General features: G+C 63.7%; 16 protein-coding genes and 1 pseudogene. 7 read left to right on the forward strand and 10 right to left on the reverse strand.

Translation table 11 applies throughout. The features are described 5' to 3' along the window. Positions 1–59 precede the first annotated feature (59 nt). A complete protein-coding gene (locus AC0L23_RS05515) occupies positions 60–464 on the forward strand; it encodes a GFA family protein (protein WP_085362347.1) in 405 nt (134 codons plus the stop codon). A 15-nt stretch (positions 465–479) separates the two neighbouring features. Here AC0L23_RS05515 and AC0L23_RS05520 read toward each other — a convergent pair whose 3' ends face one another. From AC0L23_RS05520 to AC0L23_RS05540, 5 genes are all read right to left on the reverse strand, one after another. Further along, positions 480–1,235, reverse strand: coding sequence for an anti-sigma factor family protein (locus AC0L23_RS05520; protein WP_085362348.1), 756 nt, complete (start codon positions 1,233–1,235; stop codon positions 480–482). Then, positions 1,232–1,780 (reverse strand): sigma-70 family RNA polymerase sigma factor, encoded by a 549-nt coding sequence (locus tag AC0L23_RS05525; protein WP_018456913.1) that lies wholly within the window; start codon positions 1,778–1,780, stop codon positions 1,232–1,234. The genes AC0L23_RS05520 and AC0L23_RS05525 overlap by 4 nt, the downstream gene beginning before the upstream one ends. Positions 1,781–1,937: 157 nt before the next feature. After that, positions 1,938–2,273, reverse strand: a complete 336-nt coding sequence (locus AC0L23_RS05530) for a cupredoxin domain-containing protein (RefSeq protein ID WP_085362349.1) — start codon at positions 2,271–2,273, stop codon at positions 1,938–1,940. Between the two features lie 23 nt (positions 2,274–2,296). Then, positions 2,297–3,241, reverse strand: a complete 945-nt coding sequence (locus AC0L23_RS05535) for a metallophosphoesterase family protein (RefSeq protein WP_085362350.1) — start codon at positions 3,239–3,241, stop codon at positions 2,297–2,299. Positions 3,242–3,427: 186 nt separating this feature from the next. Continuing rightward, a complete protein-coding gene (locus AC0L23_RS05540) occupies positions 3,428–5,047 on the reverse strand; it encodes a GMC family oxidoreductase (protein WP_018456910.1) in 1,620 nt (539 codons plus the stop codon). A 199-nt stretch (positions 5,048–5,246) separates the two neighbouring features. Between AC0L23_RS05540 and AC0L23_RS05545 the strand changes: the two genes are divergently transcribed. Then, on the forward strand, positions 5,247–6,419 hold the full coding sequence (locus AC0L23_RS05545) for a M20 aminoacylase family protein (RefSeq protein ID WP_018456909.1): 1,173 nt from the start codon (positions 5,247–5,249) through the stop codon (positions 6,417–6,419). Positions 6,420–6,505: 86 nt separating this feature from the next. Here the strand turns inward: AC0L23_RS05545 and AC0L23_RS05550 are convergent, their stop codons facing one another. The 3 genes from AC0L23_RS05550 to AC0L23_RS05560 all read right to left on the reverse strand — a co-directional run bounded on the left by AC0L23_RS05550 (position 6,506) and on the right by AC0L23_RS05560 (position 10,910). Continuing rightward, positions 6,506–8,134, reverse strand: coding sequence for an inorganic phosphate transporter (locus AC0L23_RS05550; protein ID WP_085385867.1), 1,629 nt, complete (start codon positions 8,132–8,134; stop codon positions 6,506–6,508). A gap of 98 nt (positions 8,135–8,232) precedes the next feature. After that, on the reverse strand, positions 8,233–9,675 hold the full coding sequence (locus AC0L23_RS05555; RefSeq protein WP_085362352.1) for a UdgX family uracil-DNA binding protein: 1,443 nt from the start codon (positions 9,673–9,675) through the stop codon (positions 8,233–8,235). Next, on the reverse strand, positions 9,675–10,910 hold the full coding sequence (locus AC0L23_RS05560) for a putative DNA modification/repair radical SAM protein (protein ID WP_085352244.1): 1,236 nt from the start codon (positions 10,908–10,910) through the stop codon (positions 9,675–9,677). Before AC0L23_RS05560 ends, AC0L23_RS05555 begins: the two co-directional genes overlap by 1 nt. Before the next feature lie 161 nt (positions 10,911–11,071). On the opposite strand from AC0L23_RS05560, the gene AC0L23_RS05565 reads away from it, so the two are divergent. From AC0L23_RS05565 to AC0L23_RS05575, 3 genes are read left to right on the forward strand one after another with little or no spacing between them, the layout of a single operon-like run. Further along, positions 11,072–11,860: an ImuA family protein gene (locus AC0L23_RS05565; RefSeq protein ID WP_085362353.1), complete on the forward strand. Its 789-nt coding sequence runs from the start codon at positions 11,072–11,074 to the stop codon at positions 11,858–11,860. Continuing rightward, positions 11,757–13,349 (forward strand): Y-family DNA polymerase, encoded by a 1,593-nt coding sequence (locus tag AC0L23_RS05570; RefSeq protein WP_085385866.1) that lies wholly within the window; start codon positions 11,757–11,759, stop codon positions 13,347–13,349. Before AC0L23_RS05565 ends, AC0L23_RS05570 begins: the two co-directional genes overlap by 104 nt. Beyond that, positions 13,346–16,714 (forward strand): error-prone DNA polymerase, encoded by a 3,369-nt coding sequence (locus AC0L23_RS05575; protein WP_085362354.1) that lies wholly within the window; start codon positions 13,346–13,348, stop codon positions 16,712–16,714. Before AC0L23_RS05570 ends, AC0L23_RS05575 begins: the two co-directional genes overlap by 4 nt. A 116-nt stretch (positions 16,715–16,830) precedes the next feature. Here AC0L23_RS05575 and AC0L23_RS05580 read toward each other — a convergent pair whose 3' ends face one another. After that, complete coding sequence (locus AC0L23_RS05580) at positions 16,831–17,601, reverse strand: SDR family NAD(P)-dependent oxidoreductase (RefSeq protein ID WP_085385865.1); 771 nt, start codon at positions 17,599–17,601, stop codon at positions 16,831–16,833. A 176-nt stretch (positions 17,602–17,777) separates the two neighbouring features. After that, the gene (locus AC0L23_RS05585) at positions 17,778–18,065 is read right to left on the reverse strand and encodes a hypothetical protein (protein WP_007593600.1); all 288 of its coding nucleotides are present in this window, start codon (positions 18,063–18,065) and stop codon (positions 17,778–17,780) included. A gap of 54 nt (positions 18,066–18,119) precedes the next feature. Between AC0L23_RS05585 and AC0L23_RS05590 the strand changes: the two are divergent. Beyond that, positions 18,120–19,530: pseudogene (locus AC0L23_RS05590) on the forward strand (CoA transferase). Positions 19,531–19,675: 145 nt separating this feature from the next. Beyond that, a complete protein-coding gene (locus AC0L23_RS05595; protein WP_085352249.1) occupies positions 19,676–20,920 on the forward strand; it encodes an efflux RND transporter periplasmic adaptor subunit in 1,245 nt (414 codons plus the stop codon). The last annotated feature ends 10 nt before the right edge of the window (positions 20,921–20,930 follow it).

The raw sequence follows: 20,930 nt of genomic DNA on the forward strand, positions 1-20,930 counted from the left end.
CGAAATTCCAAATCGACGCTTATTTCCCGGCATTGACCTGGCCGGGAGAGGAGTGGGCGATGCCTTTGACTGGCGGCTGTCATTGCGGCGCCATCCGCTATGAAGTGAACGGCGACATGATGGTGCATGCGCTCTGCCATTGCGCGGATTGCCGCCGTCACTCCGGGGCACCGATGGTTGGCTGGGTGATGTATTCGCTCAAGGCGGTCAAAGTCGTGCGCGGTCAGCCGAAGATCTATCAATCATCCGAACATGGACGACGTCACTTCTGTGCCGATTGCGGCACGGGGCTGTTCTACATCAACGAAAACCTGATGCCCGATATCATCGATATCCAGAGCGGCACCTATGATGACCCTGATGCCGTTCCGGCGACGATGCACATTCAGGTCGCCGAGCGGATTGGCTGGATGGTGCGGGCTCACGAACTGCCCGTCTTCGAACGATTTCCTCCGCTCGAATGACGGCATGCGCAGAAGCTAACCGTTCATCGCCGCCTCGAACTTGTCGACGAATTCGGCAAGCTCGTCTGCGCCGAGATCGCTGACGGCCCAGAAGTTCAGGCCGCGATTGCCCCAGCGCCGGCAGTTGAAGCCCTGCATGGCTTCGGTCCTGGGTGCGCGGTATTCCGCGTTCGATGTCTGCGATACGAACAAATTCACCACGTGCTGCCGGCGCTTATAGACGACCGCACCGATGGCGCGGGCGTCGATATAATCGAGCCTGCCGCCGACCAGCGTAAAGCCTTGTGCGGTGAGGTCGATCACGGGCGGGGCGACGTCGAGCTTGCCGTTGAACCACGGCTTCACCGTGTGCTGGTCGGTCGAGACCACGTCGATGAGGTGGCCGGCCTGGAGCGAGCGCAGATGCGCGGAGACGACCTCCGACAGGATGCGCTGCTGGTCGTCCTGGCGCAGCACCAATGCGACGACGCCGGAGGCGGCGAGCGCGGAGACTGCCGAGCCCATCGCAAAGCCGCGCAGCACGGAGCGGCGGCTCGGCTGTTGATGCTGCGGCTGCGGCAGCGAGGCCTCGATACGCGCACGCAGGCTCGCCGGTGCGGTGTAGCGCAAATCGGCGTCTGCGAGCACGCGCTGCATCTCGCGCTGCGCGGCGAACTCCGCAGCGCAGGCCGGGCAGCCGGCGATATGGGCTTCGACCTCGCGCGCGTGGCCGGCATCGAGCTCGTTGTCGAGCAGCGCGTGAAGCAGGATTCTTGCTTCGTCGCAGGTCATCTTGCTTGCTCCTCATCCGCCGTCCAGGCCGCGCGCAGCATGGCACGGGCGCGGGCGAGGCGGGACATCACAGTGCCGACGGGCACGCCGGCGGCCTCGGCGATTTCACGATAGGACAGGTTGTTGATCTCCCGCAGCACGAACGTTTCCTTGAACGGCTCGGCGAGCGCGTCGATCAGCTTGCGGATCGCGCCCGCATCGCGGCTGCGCAGCACTTCGGTTTCGGGGCTGGCCTCGGTCTCCTGCCAGATCGGCGTCTGCTCGGCAGCGCCGGGCGTATCCTCGATCGCGCTGTGCCTGTGTGCGCGCCGTGCATATTCGGCATTGCAGACGTTACGCAGGATCGCGAATAGCCAAGGCTTTATCGCCGGCCCGCGATAGCTGTCGAAATGCTTCAGCGCGCGCAGATAGCACTCCTGCACCGCGTCCTCGGCATCGGAGGGGTCACGCAAGAGATAGCGCGCGAGCGTGTAGACGTCGTCGAGATGGGGGAGCGCCGCCTCGCGGAAGCGTTGCGCCTTCTGCAAATCGTCGTTGGCGGGCATCGCTCCTCGCTTTGCCTCTTGTTCTGCTCGTTGCTTGGTTTCGTCGCTGTTCGTCTCGTCCCTATTCGTTTCGTCCCTGAGTGTGACCGAAGGCACACGGGCTCGGCCGGTGTGGGACCACCGGCCGGGCAAGACGTTGATGCCTTGGTTCGAGGTGTTACTCAACCTTGATCATCCCCGTCATGTGCGGGTGCAGAGAACAAAAATATTTGTAGTCGCCCGCATTGGTGAAGGTGAACGAGAACTTGTCGTCAGTGTCCAGGGTCTTGGACCTGAATTTGCCGGCCGACACCACGGTGTGGGGGATGTCGTCCCGGTTGGTCCAGGTCACGGTGGTGCCGACCTTGATCCTGAGCTCGGCCGGCTGGAAGACGAAGTTGTCGATATGCACCTCCATGTCCTCGGCACGGGCGGTTGTGACGGGTAATAGCATGGCCGCGGCCAGAGCGAGACCGAAGGCGACACCGAAGTCGCGGCGATTGAGAATCTTCATTGTCAGCTTCCGTTAGCCTTGCATCAACCCTGGAGCGGCGTGTCGATGATCGCGAGCCGCTGCTCGTTCTGCTTGAAGTTGATGCTGGCAACGCCAAGCATCGCGCGGAGCTTTGCGTCCTCGACCTTCATCGGTCCAGGCGAGGGGGCAGCTCCCGGCGCCGGCTGCGGGAAGGCGGTCGAGCGTGCGGTGTGGAAGGTGACGTTGCCCTCGACCTTCTGCATCACCTGGTGAATATGGCCGTTCAGCACGGTGACCGAACCAAAGCCTTTCACCTGGTCCAGCGCGCGAGCACCGTCCTCGGTGCCCCAGCCCCATTCGGGGTAGACGGTCCAGAGCGGAATGTGGGCGAACAGCACGATCGGCGTCGATTTCGACTTGCCGCGCAGATCGTCCTCGAGCCAGGCGAGCTGCTCGGCACCGAGATTGCCGAGGCCGCCGGCCTTGAGGTCGACGACATTGACGAGGCCGATGAAGTGCACGCCGCCGGCGTCGAACGAATACCAGCCTGCGCCCTTGGTACCGCGGCCGTAGCGCTCGCGATAAAACTTCACCTCCTCGTCGAGGAAATCATGCTCGCCGGGCACGTAGTGCACGTCGAGCTTGCTCTGCGAGATGATGCGATCGGCATTGTCGAACTCGGCGGCCTTGGAGAGATGCGTGATGTCGCCAGTGTGGATCATGAACGACGGCTTGACCGGCATCGCGTTGATCTTGTTGACGGCTTCCTCCAGCGTGCCGAGCGCGTTGGGATTGGCCGGCTTGTCGAAGCCGACATGGCTGTCGCTGATCTGGAGGAAGGTCATTCCGGGCGCCGCCGCGGTCGCAGCCTGCGCGGAATCGATGATGCCGAGCGAGCGCGGGACGCCACCGGTGACGGTCCAGAGCACACCGGTGCCCGCCCAGGTCATGCATTCCAACACCTTGCGGCGGCTTAAGCCGTCCTCACCGTGATCGTGTCCGCTCATCGCGCAGCTCCACTCCGCCCGGAATTGGGCTTCGGGGAGGTGATTGGGGGAGCGGGGGTGTTATTCCCGGACGCGATGACGTTTTCGTGAGGTGGTTGGACGCGTAGCCCGTATGGAGCGTAGCGGAATACGGGACCAATCGAGCGTCCTCTCCCGGATTTCGCTACGCCCCATCAGGCTACGCATTCACTTCGAATCCTCCAAAATCATTGTTGCGCCCTTTTCGGCGATCATCGCGGTCGGCGTGTTGGTGTTGCCAGACGTGATGGTCGGCATGATCGAGGCATCGACAATGCGAAGGCTGCCGAGACCGTAGAAGCGCAGGCGTTCGTCGACCACCGCCATCGGATCATTTGCTGCGCCCATCTTCGCGGTACCGACGGGATGGAAGATGGTGGTGCCGATGTCGCCGGCGGCCTTGGCAAGAGAGGCATCGTCGTCGCCGACGGCGGGGCCGGGCAGATATTCGCTTGGGCGGTATTTTGCCAAGGCCTTCTGCTGCATCAGGCGGCGGGTGGTGCGGATGGCATCGGCGCCGACCTGACGGTCGTCGTCCGTTGAAAGATAATTCGGCGCGATGATGGGCTTCTCGTCCGGCGCCGCCGAACGCAGACGTACGGTGCCACGCGATGTCGGCTGGAGATTGCAGGCGCTCACCGTGATCGCGGGAAAGCGGTGCAGGGGATCGCCGAACTTGTCGAGCGACAGCGGTTGCACGTGGAACTGGATGTTGGCGCGTGCGCGCGTCGCATCGGAGCGGGTGAAGATGCCGAGCTGCGACGGCGCCATGGTCAACGGCCCGCGGCGGCGGAAGGCGTAGTCGAGGCCCATCAGGCCGCGTCGAACCAGGTTGTAATAGGTCTCGTTCAGTGTGCGCACGCCTTCGACCTTGTAGATCGCGCGCTGCTGCAGATGATCCTGCAGATTGCGGCCGACGCCGGGCTTGTCCATCACGATGTCGATGCCGAGCGGCGACAGCCAGTCGGCAGGTCCGATGCCGGAGCGATGCAGCACCTGTACCGAGCCAATCGCGCCTGCCGAGAGGACCACCTCGCGTTTAGCACGCGCCTCGATGATCTCGCCGTTCTGGATGAAGCGCACGCCGACGGCGCGGCCCTGTTCGATGATCAGACGATCGACCAGCACATGCTTTTCGAGCCGCAGGTTCGGGCGGTTCAATACCGGCTTGAGAAAGCCGCGCGCCGACGACCAGCGCCGGCCGCGCTTCTGATTGACGTGGAAATAGCTGGTGCCTTCGTTGTCGCCGGTATTGAAATCCGGGATGCGCTTGATGCCCATCTCCTCGGCCGCATCGCCCACGGCATCGAGTATGTCCCAGGACAGCCGCGGCGCCTCGATGCGCCAGCCGCCGCCGGCGCCGTGATGCTCGCTTGCGCCGAGGAAGTGATCCTCGAGCCGTTTGAACAGCGGCAGCACGTCGTCATAACCCCAGCCGGTCATGCCGAGCTGGCGCCAGTGATCGTAATCGGCGGCCTGTCCACGCATCGAGATCATGGCGTTGATCGCCGAGGAGCCGCCGATCACCTTGCCACGGGGATAGGCGAGCGAGCGGCCGTTCAGGCCGGGCTCGGCCTCGGTCCTGAACATCCAGTCCGAGCGCGGATTGCCGATGGCGAAGAGATAGCCGACGGGAATGTGGAACCAGATCCAGTTGTCGTCGCCGCCGGCTTCGAGGAGGAGGACGCGATTGCTGGAATTGGCCGACAGCCGGTTGGCGACGATGCAGCCCGCCGTGCCGGCCCCAACGACAATATAGTCAAACTCACCTTCGAGCCGCCTTGGCATTCTGCTTCCACCCAATAGGCATTATGCCCAGGCTTGTCCCAGGCATCCACGCACTTTCCGTTCTAATAGTCAGACGTGGATGGCCGGGACAAGTCCGGCCATGACGGGAGGACAGAGCTACCCAGATCCCTGCCAGTTGGGTGGACTGGTGCTTGCATGGTAGACAGGCCTGCATTTTCAACAAAGCTTGAGACCCTCCATGCCCATCGTGAACCGCGTCGCCGACCTTCAACCCGATATTCAGGCCTGGCGCCGGGACATCCACCAGCATCCGGAACTGCTCTACGACGTCCACCGCACCGCAGCATTCGTCGCGGACCGCCTGCGCGAATTCGGCTGCGATGAGGTCGTGACGGGCATCGGCCAGACCGGCGTGGTCGGCGTGATCAAGGGCAGCAAGCCGGCCGGCGAGGGCCTCAAGGCCATCGGCCTGCGTGCCGACATGGATGCCCTGCCGGTCGAGGAACAGACCAACTTGCCTTACGCTTCGAAGACCCCCGGCAAGATGCACGCCTGCGGCCATGACGGCCACACCGCGATGCTGCTCGGTGCTGCGCGCTATCTCGCCGAGACCCGCAACTTCGCCGGCGATGCGGTGGTGATCTTCCAGCCGGCCGAGGAGGGCGGCGCGGGTGGCTTGGCCATGGTCAAGGACGGCATGATGGAGCGCTTCGGCATCGAGCAGGTCTACGGCATGCACAACGGTCCGGGCATTCCGGTGGGCTCGTTCGCGATCCGGCCGGGTCCGATCATGGCGGCGACCGATGAGGTCGATATCATGATCGAGGGCCTCGGCGGCCATGCCGCGCGGCCGCACAAATGTGTGGATTCCGTTCTGGTCGGTGCACAGGTGATCACGGCGCTGCAGTCGATCGTTGCGCGCAGCGTCGATCCGCTGGAATCGGCCGTGATTTCGATCTGCGAGTTCCACGCAGGCAATGCCCGTAACGTGATTCCACAAACCGCGACACTGAGGGGCACCATCCGCACGCTGTCGCCGGAGGTGCGCAAGCTGGTGGAGAAGCGCGTCCACGAGGTTGTGGCGGGCGTGGCGCAGATCACAGGCGCCAAGATCGATCTGCACTACAAGCGGAATTATCCCGTGGTGAACAATCACGCCGCGGAGACCGAGATCGCGCGTCGCATCGCCGGGCAAGTTGCGGGCGAGGCCAATGTGCTCGAGATGTCGCCGCTGATGGGTGGCGAGGATTTCGCCTATATGCTGGAAGCGCGCCCCGGCGCCTTCATCTTCTGCGGCAACGGCGACAGCGCCGGCCTGCATCACCCCGCCTACAATTTCGACGACGACGCCATCGTTTACGGCACGTCGTATTGGGTCAAGCTGGTCGAGGAATCGCTCGCGGCATCGTAAGGCCAAGCGCACATCTAGCCGAAGGCACAAACGAAAAGGGCCCGCGCATCGCACGGGCCCTTTGTCTTTGAGTGATGCGACCGGCTTCAGAAGATTCGCGAGAAGATCACGTACAGCGTGCCTGACAACAGGATGGCGACGGGCAGGGTCAGCACCCAGGCCATCACCATGTTCCTGATGGTGGCGACCTGGAGGCCCGAACCGTTCGCGGCCATGGTGCCGGCGACGCCGGACGACAGCACGTGGGTGGTCGAGACCGGCAGGCCGAACGCGTCGGCGGCGCCGATCGTGGCGGCGGCGACGAGCTCGGCGGAGGCACCCTGCGCGTAGGTGAGATGGGTCTTGCCGATCTTCTCGCCGACGGTGACGACGATGCGCTTCCAGCCGATCATGGTGCCGAGACCGAGCGCGATCGCGACCGCGACCTTCACCCAGGTCGGGATGAACTTGGTCGCGCTGTCTAGCCCGCCTTTGTAGGCGTTCAAGGTCGCGACCTCTTCCTTGCTGAGGTCGTTTTCCTTGTCCTTCATCAGGAATCGGATCGCTTCCGAAGTCAGGTACATGTCGTTGCGGGTGTTGCCGACGACTTCCGCCGGCACCTTGTTCAGCGAACCGTATTTCGCGACCTGCTCGCCGACATCCTTCACCAGCACTGACAGCGAAGGGTAGGTGCCTTCGCTGATGTGATGCGAGGTGACGTACTGCGTCACCGCAGGACGGGGATCGCCGATGATCGCATGGCCGGCGCCCTTGGCCGCAACCACCTTGGAGGCGGCATCCGAGACCTTCGCGAACTGGGCGACCTGCGACTCCGGCAATGCGCGGTTGAGCGCATAGGCTGTGGGCACGGTGCCGATCAGGATCAGCATGATCAGGCCCATGCCCTTCTGGCCGTCGTTCGAACCATGGGCGAAGCTGACGCCGGTGCAGGTCAGGATCAGCAGGCCGCGAATCCACATCGGCGGGGCTTTGTGACCCTCGGGGGCGGCATAGAGCGCCGGGTTCTTGATGATCAGCTTGAGCAGCAGAAGCAGGCCGGCGGCGCAGATGAAGCCGACCAGTGGCGACAACAGAAGCGCATAGCCGATCTCCGTAGCCTTGCCCCAGTCCACGCCCGAGGTGCCGTCGCGGCCGCGCATCAGCGCGTTCGCAACGCCGACGCCGATGATCGAGCCGATCAGCGTGTGCGAGGAGGAGGCCGGCAGGCCGAAATACCAGGTGCCGAGGTTCCAGAGGATCGCGGCGATCAGCAGCGCGAACACCATCGCGAAACCGGCGCTGGAGCCGACCTGCAGGATCAGCTCGACCGGTAGCAGCGAGACGATGCCGAAGGCGACCGCGCCGGACGAGAGCAGCACGCCGAGAAAGTTGAAGAAACCCGACCACATCACCGCGACTTCGGCCGGCAGCGAATGGGTGTAGATCACGGTCGCTACCGCGTTGGCGGTGTCGTGGAAGCCGTTGACGAATTCGAAGCCGAGCGCGATCAGCAGCGCGACAAACAAGAGGATGTAGGGCAGATAGCTCGTGACCCGCGTGCCGGTCGCATCGACATCCGAATAGATGCTGTAGGCCACATAGAGCAGGCCCGCGGCGAGGATGCCGAAGAACAGGATCATCGTCAGCGGATTGAAGCCCTTGTCGAGATTTGGCCGCGAGGCCGGCTGGATCGGCGCGGGATCGGCTACCGCGCGGTCGAATGCAACATCGGTCATGTCTGGAGGCCCCTTAACTTTCTGTAGGGGCTATTGTCCGCGATGGATTTGAAGGCTGGATGACAGGCGAGGCATGAAAGGGGTTTTCCCGCCCGTATTCAGGCGGCGCGCGCGGCTTTCTTCTGCAACCCGGCGACGATCTTCAAATCTTCGACAAAGCGCCGATATTCCAGCACCTTGGCTTCCGGATCGGGCAGCCGCAGCAGATAGGACGGGTGCACCGTCACCAGCGCCTTGTGACCGTCGGGCAGGTCGATGAGCCGGCCGCGGTTCTTTCCGATCGGGGTGATCTTGCCGAACACGCTCTGCGCGGCGGTCGCGCCCATCGCGACGATGAGATCGGGCTGGATGACGGAGACCTCCCGCTCATACCACTGCCGGCAGGCCTTTATCTCCGGCGTATTCGGCTTCTGATGCAGGCGAATCTTGCCGCGCGGCACGAATTTGAAGTGTTTCACCGCGTTGGTGACATAGACCTTCTTGCGGTCGACGCCGGCCTCCTGCAGCGCCTTGTCGAGCATCTGGCCGGCTGGACCGACGAAGGGATGGCCGGCGAGGTCTTCCTTGTCGCCAGGTTGTTCGCCGACCAGCATGATATTGGCGGACTTCGGACCCTCGCCGAACACGGTCTGGGTCGCGTCCTTGTAGAGATGGCAGGCGCGGCAGTGGGCGGCCTCCTCGCGGAGCGCTTCGAGATCGTCGGCAGCGGTCTTGCGTTTCATCGGAGCCTCCGGCCGCTTTTGAGGCTTGTGCGGATCGGTTGCGGCATTGGCGATCATGGCGCCGGTCATGCGCTCGGCGTCCTCAATCAGGGGCTTAATGATCGAAGCCTCGGGCAGGTTCCTCCAATATTTCTTCGGCATCTCGGTCTGCATTGCCTTCACCTTCAGGCGGGCCGGATTGAAGATGCTGGCATAGTAGCGCCGCCAGGTTTCCTCCAGCCGGTCTTCGCTCGGCGCCTCGCTCTTGCCGACGCCTGACGTGAACGAGAGCGCGTGGCCATCCCAATGCGCGCACAAATCCGGCGTCAGGATCGACCAGGGCATATCGGCGAAGCGCTTGGCGAAGAACGGCGCGGCGAGCTCGACGATATGATGCTCCGGCTCGAACCAGGCGACGTAGTGTGCTTCGCGTTCCCTGCCGATCTCGCGGAAGCGCACGAAGGCATGCATCTTGTGCTCGTCGCGGTAGACCGCCTTTGCCATGGCCGTGACTTGCGCGACATCGAGATCGGTCGCGACCTCGATGAGGTCGTGATTGTCCTTCAGCCGAAACAGCAGGCGATAGAGGATCGCGAAACGCTCGGGATCGCGATGCAGGATCGCGGCCTTGGCGAGCTCGACGAATTTTGCTGGCACGTTGAAGGTGCTATCGCCACCGGCCGGCAGCGGAGACGGCGAGGGTGGCGCGAACAGCTCCGCTTCGCCGCCCTGCACGGTCCAGGTGACATCGACCGGTTTCATTTGGTGAAGCACGAGGCTACGCGCGGCTTTGCGCCAGCCGTCGAAATCGGTTTCGTTCTCGAGGGTGATGTACTGCATCAGAAGCCAAATCCCAGTTGTGTGGCCTTCGGCTTGAACCGTTCGATCAGCCGTGCCTCGTCGAGGCGGTGCGGCGCGGGCCGGTGATCGCTCAGCACGATGAACGGCAGCGCTTTGTTCCGGGGCACATGCAGCCGCGCGAGATCGGCGACGCGGATGGTGGTCGTGCGGCGCGCCGCGATGATGCGCTCGACCGCCTTGGTGCCGAAGCCCGGCACGCGCAACAATTCCTCGCGGCTGGCCCGGTTGACGTCGAGCGGGAAGCGGTCGCGGTGGCGCAGCGCCCAGGCGAGTTTTGGATCGATGTCGAGCGGCAGCATCGCACTGTCGTCGACGATCTCGCCGACGTCGAAGCCGTAGAACCGCATCAGCCAGTCGGCCTGGTAGAGTCGGTGCTCGCGCAGCAAGGGCGGCGCGCGCAGAGGCAGCGCGCGGCTGGCATCGGGGATCGGGCTGAACGCGGAATAATAGACGCGCCTCAGCCTGTATGAACTGTAGAGATTGGCGCTGGTGTGGAGGATAGTGTGGTCGGAGGCCGCGTCGGCGCCGACGATCATCTGCGTGCTTTGGCCGGCCGGTGCGAAGCGCTGCGGCTTGGCTTTCGTCTTCGCGCTACGGCTTTCCTCGGCCTCGTCCAGCTTCAGCCGCAGTCGGCCCATTGTGCGGCGGATCGCGCGCACGTCCTTCTCGGGCGCGAATTGCTGCAGGCTCGTCTCCTGCGGCATCTCGATGTTGATGGAGAGACGGTCGGCATATTTGCCGGCCTCGGAGATCAATGCATCGTCGGCCTCGGGGATTGTTTTGAGATGGATGTAGCCACGGAAGTGATGCTCCTCGCGCAGTTTGCGCGCGACGCTTACCACCTGCTCCATGGTGTAGTCGGGGTTGCGGATGATGCCGGAGGAGAGAAACAGTCCTTCGATGTAATTGCGCCGGTAGAAGTCGAGCGTCAGCTTGACGACTTCGTCGATGGTGAAGCGGGCGCGTGGCACGTTGGAAGAGGCCCGGTTGACGCAATAGAGGCAGTCGTAATTGCAGGCGTTGGTCAGCAGCACCTTGAGCAGCGAGATACAGCGACCGTCCGGCGCGTAGGAATGGCAAATGCCCATGCCGGGCGCGGTCGATCCCATGCCCTTGCCGTCGCTGGAATCCCGCCTCTCGGTGCCGCTGGAGGCGCAGGACGCGTCGTACTTGGCGGCGTCGGCCAGGATTTCCAGCTTGCGTTGCACGTCCATATTGGATCCCTTTGATTCAGCTCATGAATCCCAAGGCCCGCCAATTCGATTGACTCCTGGGGCGTCGTTAGCTTTATATTAGAACATATCATGAACAAATGAGCTAGCCGCTGGTTCTCTTTTTGAGAGCCACCGGCAATCACTCCTGAGGAGCGGCGTATATGAGCGGCGCACGAACAAGCGCGCTTGCAGCCTTGCGCGGCCAGATCGAGCGCATCGAGACGGCGGAGGTCGTGCATCATCGCGACCGTGTCGCGCTCGGCCATCGCGAGGCCGACAGCGCGCTAAAGGGCGGGCTCGCACGCGCGGCAATCCACGAGGTATTTTGCGAAGGACGTCAGGGCGCGGCCGCGACCGGCTTTGTCACCGGACTTGCGGGGCGCATGACGGCACGCAAACCGCTGCTGTGGGTGCGGCAGGATTTTTCAGAAATTGAAACCGGTGCGCTGTCGATGAGCGGGCTCACCGAGATCGGTCTCGATCCGCGCCGTATGGTGATGGTGCGCGCCGCCGACGTGGAGAGTGCGTTGCGCACGTCGGCCGATGCGCTCGCCTGCGACGCGCTGGGCGCCGTCGTGCTCGAGCTCTGGGGTGAGACGAGGCAGTTCGATCTCGTGGCGAGCCGCAAGCTGACGCTGGCTGCGCAATCTTCCGGTGTCACCGGCCTGTTGCTGCGGATGGCCGCGCAACCTTTACCCTCGACCGCCGAGACCAGATGGATGCTGCGCGCGGCGCATTCGCCGCCGGGCGCGATGTGGAGCGCCTGGGGGGCGCCGCGCTTCGATGCCGAGCTCCTGCGCAATCGTCACGGTCCGTGTGGCCGGTGGATCATGGAATGGAAATGTGATGAGTGCCAGTTCTCTGAATCGTCGGCGTATCCTCAGCCTGTGGCTACCGCGCCTGCCCATCGATCGGATCCAGCGGTTCTTCGGCAACGTCGGACTGCATAAAAATAATGCGCCTAGCATCGTCGTTGCCAAGGATAGCAACGCGCTGGTGATCCATGCGCTGGACGAGGCGGCCGAGCGCCTCGGTCTGCATATCGGCCAGCCTTTGGCCAATGCCCGGGCGATGTGTCCAAATCTCAAGGTGTTCGACGCCGATGCCATGGCCGATGCGAAGACGATCGGCGACATCGCCGACTGGTGCGACCGCTTCACGCCGCTGGTGGCGCTCGATCCGCCGCACGGGCTGTTCCTCGACATCACCGGCTGCGCGCATCTGTTCGGCGGCGAGGCTGCGCTGTTGCAAACCCTTGTCCGCGCCCTCGACCGCCAGGGCTTTGCCGTCAGCGCGGCGATCGCCGGCACCTCGGTCTGCGCGCGCACGCTGACGCGGCAATCTTCAGGGACCATCGTTGCCGATGGCGAGGAGGCGGCGGCAATCAGTCGGTTTCCGGTGTCCGCACTTGGCGCGGGTGAGGCCATTACCACCGGTCTGCGACGCGCCGGCCTGAAGACCATCGGCGATGTCGCCTCGCGCACGCCGAGCGAAATCACGGCGCGGTTCGGTGCGCGGTTCTCCACGCTGCTCGCGCATGCGCTGGGGCAGGGCGATGCGCCGATCAATCCACGAAAGCCGCCGCCTGATTACATCGTGGAGAAACGCTTTGCCGAGCCGATCGCGACCGACACCATGATCGCGATGACGCTGTCGCGCCTGGCGGATACGTTGATCGCGTCGATGGAGAAGCAGGGCAAGGGCGCGCGACGGTTAGAAGCCACATTCTTCCGTACCGACGGCGCGGTGCGCGCCATCATGGTCGAAACCGGACGTCCCGTGACGCGGAGCGCGGTCGTCGACCGGCTGTTCCGCGAGCGTCTCGATGCACTCGCCGATCCCCTCGATCCCGGCTTCGGCTTCGACATGGTGCGGCTGTCGGCAAGCCGCACCGAGATCGTGGTGCAGGAGCAGCGCGATCTCGACGCCCATGTCCACGACAATGACGAGCTTGCCGCGCTGATCGACCGCATCGCCGCGCGCATCGGCGGAAAGCGCGTCGTCGTGCACCTGCCTGAGGATACCCATATCCCTGAATGTGCGGTGCTGGCGGCGCCTGCCCAGCATCATCTCGCCGTGGCCATGCAGGCCGAATGGCCCGCGCGCACCGAGGGTGAGCCGCCGCTGCGTCCGTTGCGGTTGTTCGACAAGCCTGAGCCGATCAATGTGCCGTTCGCGACCGTGCCCGACGGGCCGCCGCATCAATTCACCTGGCGCCGCGCGCAGCATGCGGTGGTGCGGGTGGAGGGCCCCGAGCGCATCGCCATGGAATGGTGGCGGCAGGACGGCAAGCAACTGACGCGGGATTATTTCCGTATCGAAGATGCCGAAGGCTTGCGCTTCTGGATCTTTCGCGACGGTCTTTACGAGGGGGAGTGCTTCGACGGCGACGGCAAGCCCGTTCCTCCCGGTTGGTATGTGCACGGTCTCTTCGCATGAACATACCTTCTTATGCCGAGATCGGCATCACCACGAATTTCTCCTTCCTGCGCGGCGGTTCGGACCCGCGTGCCTATGTGCACCAGGCCAGCATCCTCAGCATTCCCGTGATCGGCATCGCCGACCACAACACGCTCGCTGGCGTAGTGCGCGCCTACAAGGAGCTCGACAATGACAAGGTGCTGTACAAGCCGAAGCTTTTGATCGGCACGCGCATCGTCTTCATCGATGGCACGCCGGATATCCTGGTCTATCCGTGTGACCGCGCCGCCTATGGCCGGCTGTGCCAGCTTCTCACCCGGGGCAAGCGCGGCGACGACATCACGCGGATCGCGAAGGGCAAATGCCATCTCACCTTCGCCGATCTCCTTGCGTTTTCCGAAGGCCAGCTCCTGATCCTGACGCTGCCGCATCGCTTCGATGCGGCGCAAGCGCAGGACATCCTCGCCAAGCTGAAGGCAAGTCGCGCCGAGGGCGTGTGGCTGGCGGCGAGTCTGGTCTATCGCGGCGACGATCGCCGTCGCCTCGCGCAGCTCGATGATCTCGCCGCAAAAGCAAAAGTGCCGCTGCTTGCGACCAACGAGGTGCTCTATCACCACTCCGCGCGCCGTCCCCTCCAGGACGTGCTGACCTGCATCCGGGAGAAAACCACGATCGAGGCGGTCGGCCGGAAGCTGGAAGCCAATGCCGAGCGATTTCTGAAGACGCCCAGGGAGATGGCGCGGCTGTTCCGCGATTTCCCCGAAGCTGTCGCGGAGACCATGCGCTTTGCGGACAAGATCACCTTCTCGCTCGGTCAGCTCAAATACCAGTATCCGGATGAGCCGGTGCCGCCGGGAAAGACCGCGCAGGGGCATCTGGAGGATCTGACCTGGGCGGGTGTCGACAAATATTTTGGCGGCAAGATCGACGACAAGCTGCGCGCCACCCTGAAGAAAGAACTCGCACTGATCGCCGATCTGAAATACGCGCATTACTTCCTCACCGTGCACGACATCGTGCATTACGCCCGCAGCCAGAACATTTTGTGCCAGGGGCGGGGATCGGCGGCGAATTCGGCGGTCTGCTACGTGCTCGGCATCACCTCGGTCGACCCGACCAAGGTCGATCTGCTGTTCGAGCGCTTCATCTCCAAGGAGCGGCTGGAGCCGCCCGACATCGACGTCGATTTCGAGCATTCGCGGCGCGAGGAGGTGATGCAATATGTCTATCGGCGTTACGGCCGCCATCGCGCCGCGATCATCGCCACCGTCATTCATTATCGCCCGCGCAGCGCCATCCGCGACGTCGGCAAGGCGCTGGGCCTGACCGAGGACGTCACTGCCGCACTCGCCGACACCGTCTGGGGAAGCTGGGGCAAGGGCCTCAACGACATGCAGGTCAGGCAGGCCGGCCTCGATCCGCAGAATTCAATGATCAACCTCGCAGTCGAGCTCGCGACCGAGCTGATCGAATTCCCCCGTCATCTGTCCCAGCATGTCGGCGGCTATGTGCTCACGCAGGACCGGCTCGACACCTATGTGCCGATCGGCAATGCCGCGATGGACGATCGCACCTTCATCGAATGGGACAAGGACGACGTCGACGCGCTCAACATGATGAAGGTCGACGTGCTCGCGCTGGGCATGCTGACCTGCATCCGCAAATGCTTTGATTTGATCGAGCAGCACAAGGGCGAACGCTGGATGCTGGCGAGCGTCCCGCAGGATGATTCCAGGGTTTACGACATGCTGTGCGACGGGGAATCGCTCGGCGTGTTCCAAGTCGAGAGCCGCGCGCAGATGAACATGTTGCCGCGGCTGAGGCCGCGGACCTTCTACGATCTCGTGATCGAGGTCGCGATCGTGCGGCCTGGTCCGATCCAGGGCGACATGGTGCATCCTTATCTGCGGCGGCGGAACGGCCTGGAAAAGGTGAGCTATCCGTCTCCGTCGCCGGATCATGGCGACAAGGACGAGCTTTACAGGGTGCTGCACAAGACGCTCGGCGTGCCCTTGTTCCAGGAGCAGGCGATGCGGATCGCGATCGAAGCCGCGAAGTTCACGGCCGAGGAGGCCAACGGCCTGCGCCGTGCGATGGCAACGTTCCGCAATGTCGGTACCATCGACAAGTTCGAAGACAAGATGATCGGCAACATGATCGCGCGCGGTTATGCGCCTGATTTTGCCAGAAACTGTTTCGAACAGATCAAGGGGTTTGGCAGTTACGGTTTTCCGGAGAGCCATGCCGCAAGCTTCGCGCAGCTTGTCTATATCTCCTCATGGCTGAAGCATTATCACCCTGATGCATTCTGCTGCGGCCTCCTGAACTCGCAGCCGATGGGCTTTTACGCCCCGGCGCAGATCGTCAGCGACGCCCGCAAGAACGGGGTCGAGGTGCGCGAGATCGATGTGTCCTACAGTTTTGCGCAGAGCACGCTGGAGCAGGGAAACGGCGGATATTGCGCGGTACGTCTCGGCTTCCGCCAGATCGACGGTTTCCACTGGCTGGACGAGGATGAGGAAAGGCTGAAAAGAGGCGCGTCCCGGAATGACCATGTGGAGAGAGCGCCCGACTGGGCCGACCGCATCGTCGCCGCCCGCAACCGCCGGCCCTTCACATCGCTGGAAGACTTCGCCCGCGACACCGACCTGCCCAAGCGCGCGTTGATCCTGCTCGCCGATGCCGACGCGTTCCGCTCGCTCGGGCTCGACCGCCGCGAGGCGCTGTGGCAGGTGCGGCGCCTGCCCGACGATGTGCCGCTGCCGCTGTTCGAGGTGGCCACCGCACGCGAGCAGCCGGACGAGCACGCCAGGCCGTTGCCGGTGATGCCGCGCGCCGAACAGGTGGTCGCGGACTACCAGACCATTCGCCTTTCGCTCAAAGGCCATCCGATTGAATTTTTGCGGGAGATGTTTACGCGCGAGCGCATCGTCGCCTGCAAGGACATCAATCACGACAACGAGCGGCGCCGTGTCCGCTGTGCCGGCGTCGTGCTGGTACGGCAGCGGCCGGGCAGCGCCAGCGGCGTCGTGTTCATGACACTGGAGGACGAAACCGGCATCGCCAATGTCGTGGTGTGGCCGAAGATCATGGAGCAGTACCGGAAGGAGGTGATGGGCGCACGCCTCATCCTCGTCGAGGGCTACATCCAGAGCAGTCCCGAAAAGGTGACGCATCTGATCGCCCAGCGGATGATCGACCGCTCGCACGATCTGGTCGGCCTCGCCAACGACGCCCTCGGCCGCAAGCATCCGGTGCCGGCAGGCGTCGCCCCGATCGAGCCGCTCAACGACGATCCCCGCGCCCACACGGATGCGCCCGCGCAAAAACTTCGCCACCCCCGCAACGTCCGCATCCTGCCGCCGTCGCGGGATTTTCATTGAGGGTGGGGGCCGCGTCTCGCTCGTCCCGTCATTGCGAGCGCAGCGAAGCAATCCAGACTGTCACCGCGGAGAAATACTGGATTTGCTTCGCTACGCTCGCAATGACGAGTTTGTTCTTAAAAATTCACCCGGTTCGAGATCGCCCCGTCCACCACCAGATTGGAGCCCGTGGTGAACCCCGACACCGGGCTTGCCAGAAATACCGCTGCGCTCGCGATCTCCTGTGGCGTGGCCATGCGGCCGGTGGGGTTGCGCTTCATCGCATCATTGTAGCGCTCGGGCATGTTCTGCTCGATCGTATTCCAGACGCCGCCCTTGAAATAGACCGTGCCTGGCGAGACCACGTTGACGCGGATCTTCTTCTTCGCGTACTGCCGTGCCAGCCCCTTGGCCATGTGGATCAACGCAGCCTTGATCGGGCCGTAGGAACTCGCCGTGTCCGCTTGCGCCGCGGAGATCGATGAGATGATCACGAAGGCGGCGTCGCCGCCCTTGTCGCCACTAGCCTCGAGGAACGGCCGCGCGGCGTCGAACGCGTGCACGGCGCCGAGCAGGTCGAGTCGAAAATTCTGCTCCCACGACGCGGCATCATGGCCTTGTGCCATTGCGCCCGCGTTAGAGAACAGCATGTCGATGCCGCCAAGCTCCTTTGCAGCATTCTCGATCCAGGATTTCAGTGCCGCGCCGTCCGTGACATCCACCGGACCGCCGGTCGCGCGGATCCCGCTGGCCTTCAACTCCGTAACCGTGGCGGCAACCTGGTCCGCGTTGCGTGCACACACCGCGACATTGCTGCCTTCGCCGGCCAGCGTCGCCGCAATCGCCCGCCCGATGCCGCGCGTCCCGCCAAGTACGATGGCGTTCTTCCCTTTGAGACCGAGATCCATTGGTTGGTTTTCCTTTTTTGTTGGTCGCAGCGAGTGTAGCTGTTTCGAGAGATGCCCAAAAGCCTCCACATCGTCATTGCGAGGAGCTCTTGCGACGAAGCAATCCAGACTGCCACCGCGGAAAGACTCTGGATTGCTTCGCTTCGCTCGCAATAACCGTGTGGAAACAGCGGCCCTCACTCCGGTGCCGCCCCCACCGGCGGGCCGCCGGGCGGGCGGTGCAGGAATGTCAGTGAGACGTAGGCGCCGGCCCAGGAGCCGATCGCCGCGAAAGCCACATAGAAAGCGTTTTCGGTGTAGCTGATCACCGCATAGGAGGAGAGCATGTACCAGACCGCGCTCCAGTTCGCCGCGGGCACGCGCTTGCGCGCGATCACGGCCGAGGTGAACATGACATAGACCGCGTCGGTGGCCGCCGTTGCGATGAACACGGCGCCTGCGGTGAGAGGATCGATGGCGGCCATTGCATGTCCTTGTGTGCTAATGCGATGGTCGCAAACTAAAGGGAGAGAAGGGTCATGCAAAGCCCCACCGAGATTCTCAGCAACATCTGGACCTCCGCTGGCGGTGACGCCGCCGCGCTCGCGCGCGTCCGGCTGACGGGCGAGGAGCCGCAGATCCCGTCCTCATTTCGCGTCGCAATTGCCGGCCAGACAACGATCGCCGCCGCCGGCCTTGCCGCCGCCGAAATCTGGAGATTGCGCAGCGGCGAAGCGCAGGACGTCAGCGTCGACCTGCGCCATGCCGTCGCCGAATGCCGCTCCGAGCGCTACTTGCGCGTCGACGACAAGCCGCCGCCGCCCGCTTGGGACGCCATCGCCGGCGTCTACAGAACCGGCGACAACCGCTTCGTCCGCTGCCACACCAATTTCCCGCATCATCGCGACGCCGTCTGCAAGGTGCTCGGCTGCGAACCCGAGCGCGAGAAGGTGCAGGCCGCATTGATGCAATGGAAGAGCGAGGATTTCGAGACTGCGACCTACGCCGCGGGCGGCGTCGTTGCCCTGATGCGTTCGTACGACGAATGGTCGGCGCTGCCGCAGGCCCGCGCGCTCGCCGAATTGCCGCTGGTCTCGATCGAGAAGATCGGCGAGGCCCCGCCGAAGCCATGGCCGCAACGATTGCCAAAAGGCGATCGCCCGCTCGCAGGCCTGCGCGTGCTCGATCTCTCTCGCGTCATCGCGGGGCCCGTCGCCGGCCGCACGCTCGCCGCGCACGGCGCGGATGTGCTGCTCGTGTCAGGCCCCGAACTGCCGGCCATTCCGTGGCTGACCATCGACACCGGGCGCGGCAAGCTCACCACCTTCATCGAGCTGAAAAGCGAGGCCGGGCGTGCGCAGTTGCGCGAGCTCTTGAGAGACGCCGATATCTTCTCGCAAGGCTATCGCCCGCGCGCGCTTGCCGCTCTCGGCTTCACGCCGGAGGACGCAGCGACAATCAACCCCGGCATCGTCTACGTAACGCTGTCAGCCTATGGCCATGCCGGTCCCTGGGCTGAACGGCGCGGCTTCGATTCGCTGGTGCAGACCACGACCGGGTTCAACCATGCCGAAGGACAGGCTGCCGGCATCGATGGACCGAAGGAATTGCCGGCGCAGATGCTCGACCACGCCACCGGCTATCTGATGGCGTTCGGCGCGATGATGGCCAAGGCCCGCCAGGCCCGCGAAGGCGGCAGCTGGCACGTGCGCGTGTCGCTGGCGCAGACCGGGCGCTGGCTGTGGAATCTCGGACGGCTCGAAAAGGGCCTGAATACCCCGGATATTACGGGTGAGGCCGTACATGCTGCATTCATCGAGGGCATGCCATGGCTTCGGCACGTTGAAGGCGGTGCGCCATTCGGCACTGCTGTCGAAGACGCGGGCGCAATGGAGCCGTCCGGCGATGCCGCTCGGCAGTCATCCGGCAGAGTGGCCTGCGATAAGCTGACGTGAAGCTGACGTGTCGCAAATTTTTAACGCAAACCGAAAGGCGCCCGGTGTTTTTTAGGTTGTTTGAAATTACAATTCGGCACTATTAGCGCGACCGATGACGCAGGCATCCGCCGGTATCATCGCAGACATGACCGGGCCCCATGGTAGTTGAAAATACCAAGCGATTGCAGGTGCTTACAAAACAACGGGTAATTACATCCGTAGTTTTACTAGCTCTTGCCGGTGCCGGGGCCTACGGCTTCCTCTATGCGGGAGCCAAGGAGAAGAGCCACTCCGAGATCTCCAGCCAATCGCGCAGAAATGCGCAGAACTTCACGCCGACGCCGTCGGAATGGGCGACGCTGACGATCGAGCCGGTCAAGGCCAAGACCTTCCGCGCCGAGTATGTCACCGAGGGCAAGGTCGCAGTCGACGAGGACCGTTCGACGCCGGTGTTTTCACCCTATGCAGGCCGGGTGACCAAGCTGCTCGCCAAGCCAGGCGAGGTGCTGAAGCAAGGCCAACCGCTGTTCACGATCGAGGCCGCCGACACCGTGCAGGCCCAGAACGATTTCATTGCGGCGATGAGCTCGCAGAACAAGGCCAAGTCGGCGATCGATCTTGCCGATATCCAGTTCAAGCGCGCCAAGGACCTCTACGAGGGCCATGCCATCCCACTGAAGGACTATCAGCAGGCGGAAGCGACCCAGGTTCAAGCGCAGAACGACATGCGCTCCTCGGCGACAGCGCTGGAAGCCGCGCGCAACAAGCTGCGGATCCTCGGCTTCACCGACGAGACCATCAAGGCGTTCCAGGACAAAGGCGTCATCAATCCGGAAGTCACGATCTATTCGCCAATCGCAGGCACGGTCGTGCAGCGTAAAATTGGCCCCGGCCAGTACGTCAATTCGGGCGCCAGCGATCCGGTCTTCGTGGTCGGCGATCTCTCCACCGTCTGGCTCACCGCCTTCGTGCGCGAGAGCGATGCGGCTGCCGTGTGCGTCGGGCAGGACATCAGCGTCAACGTGATGGCGCTGCCAGGCCGCCCCTTGACCGCCAAGGTCAACTACGTCGCCGCCGCGATCGATCCGAACACCCGCCGCCTGCTGGTCCGCGCCACCATCGACAACAAGGATGGCCTGCTGAAGCCGGAGATGTTCGCCAACGTCACGATCTATTCGTCCGGCGACCGCGCCGCGCCGGCGGTACCGAAGCAGGCCTTGATCTACGAAGCCGACAAGGTCCGCCTCTGGGTCGCACGCGAGGACAAGTCGGTGGAGCTGCGCGAGATCAAGATCGGTCTCATCAATGGCAACCTCGTCGAGGTCACCAGCAATCTCAAGCCCGGCGAGCAGGTGGTCACCAAAGGCAGCCTGTTCATCGACCGCGCCGCGTCCGGCAGCTGATCGACGGGCC

The organism is Bradyrhizobium sp. MI1.4 (assembly GCF_055811315.1).

Coding starts and splice junctions, on each gene's coding strand:
- AC0L23_RS05515 (WP_085362347.1), top strand. CDS start 60: ATGCCTTTGACTGGCGGCTGTCATTGCGGCGCCATCCGCTATGAAGTG.
- AC0L23_RS05520 (WP_085362348.1), bottom strand. CDS start 1,235: ATGACCTGCGACGAAGCAAGAATCCTGCTTCACGCGCTGCTCGACAAC.
- AC0L23_RS05525 (WP_018456913.1), bottom strand. CDS start 1,780: ATGCCCGCCAACGACGATTTGCAGAAGGCGCAACGCTTCCGCGAGGCG.
- AC0L23_RS05530 (WP_085362349.1), bottom strand. CDS start 2,273: ATGAAGATTCTCAATCGCCGCGACTTCGGTGTCGCCTTCGGTCTCGCT.
- AC0L23_RS05535 (WP_085362350.1), bottom strand. CDS start 3,241: ATGAGCGGACACGATCACGGTGAGGACGGCTTAAGCCGCCGCAAGGTG.
- AC0L23_RS05540 (WP_018456910.1), bottom strand. CDS start 5,047: ATGCCAAGGCGGCTCGAAGGTGAGTTTGACTATATTGTCGTTGGGGCC.
- AC0L23_RS05545 (WP_018456909.1), top strand. CDS start 5,247: ATGCCCATCGTGAACCGCGTCGCCGACCTTCAACCCGATATTCAGGCC.
- AC0L23_RS05550 (WP_085385867.1), bottom strand. CDS start 8,134: ATGACCGATGTTGCATTCGACCGCGCGGTAGCCGATCCCGCGCCGATC.
- AC0L23_RS05555 (WP_085362352.1), bottom strand. CDS start 9,675: ATGCAGTACATCACCCTCGAGAACGAAACCGATTTCGACGGCTGGCGC.
- AC0L23_RS05560 (WP_085352244.1), bottom strand. CDS start 10,910: ATGGACGTGCAACGCAAGCTGGAAATCCTGGCCGACGCCGCCAAGTAC.
- AC0L23_RS05565 (WP_085362353.1), top strand. CDS start 11,072: ATGAGCGGCGCACGAACAAGCGCGCTTGCAGCCTTGCGCGGCCAGATC.
- AC0L23_RS05570 (WP_085385866.1), top strand. CDS start 11,757: ATGAGTGCCAGTTCTCTGAATCGTCGGCGTATCCTCAGCCTGTGGCTA.
- AC0L23_RS05575 (WP_085362354.1), top strand. CDS start 13,346: ATGAACATACCTTCTTATGCCGAGATCGGCATCACCACGAATTTCTCC.
- AC0L23_RS05580 (WP_085385865.1), bottom strand. CDS start 17,601: ATGGATCTCGGTCTCAAAGGGAAGAACGCCATCGTACTTGGCGGGACG.
- AC0L23_RS05585 (WP_007593600.1), bottom strand. CDS start 18,065: ATGGCCGCCATCGATCCTCTCACCGCAGGCGCCGTGTTCATCGCAACG.
- AC0L23_RS05595 (WP_085352249.1), top strand. CDS start 19,676: ATGGTAGTTGAAAATACCAAGCGATTGCAGGTGCTTACAAAACAACGG.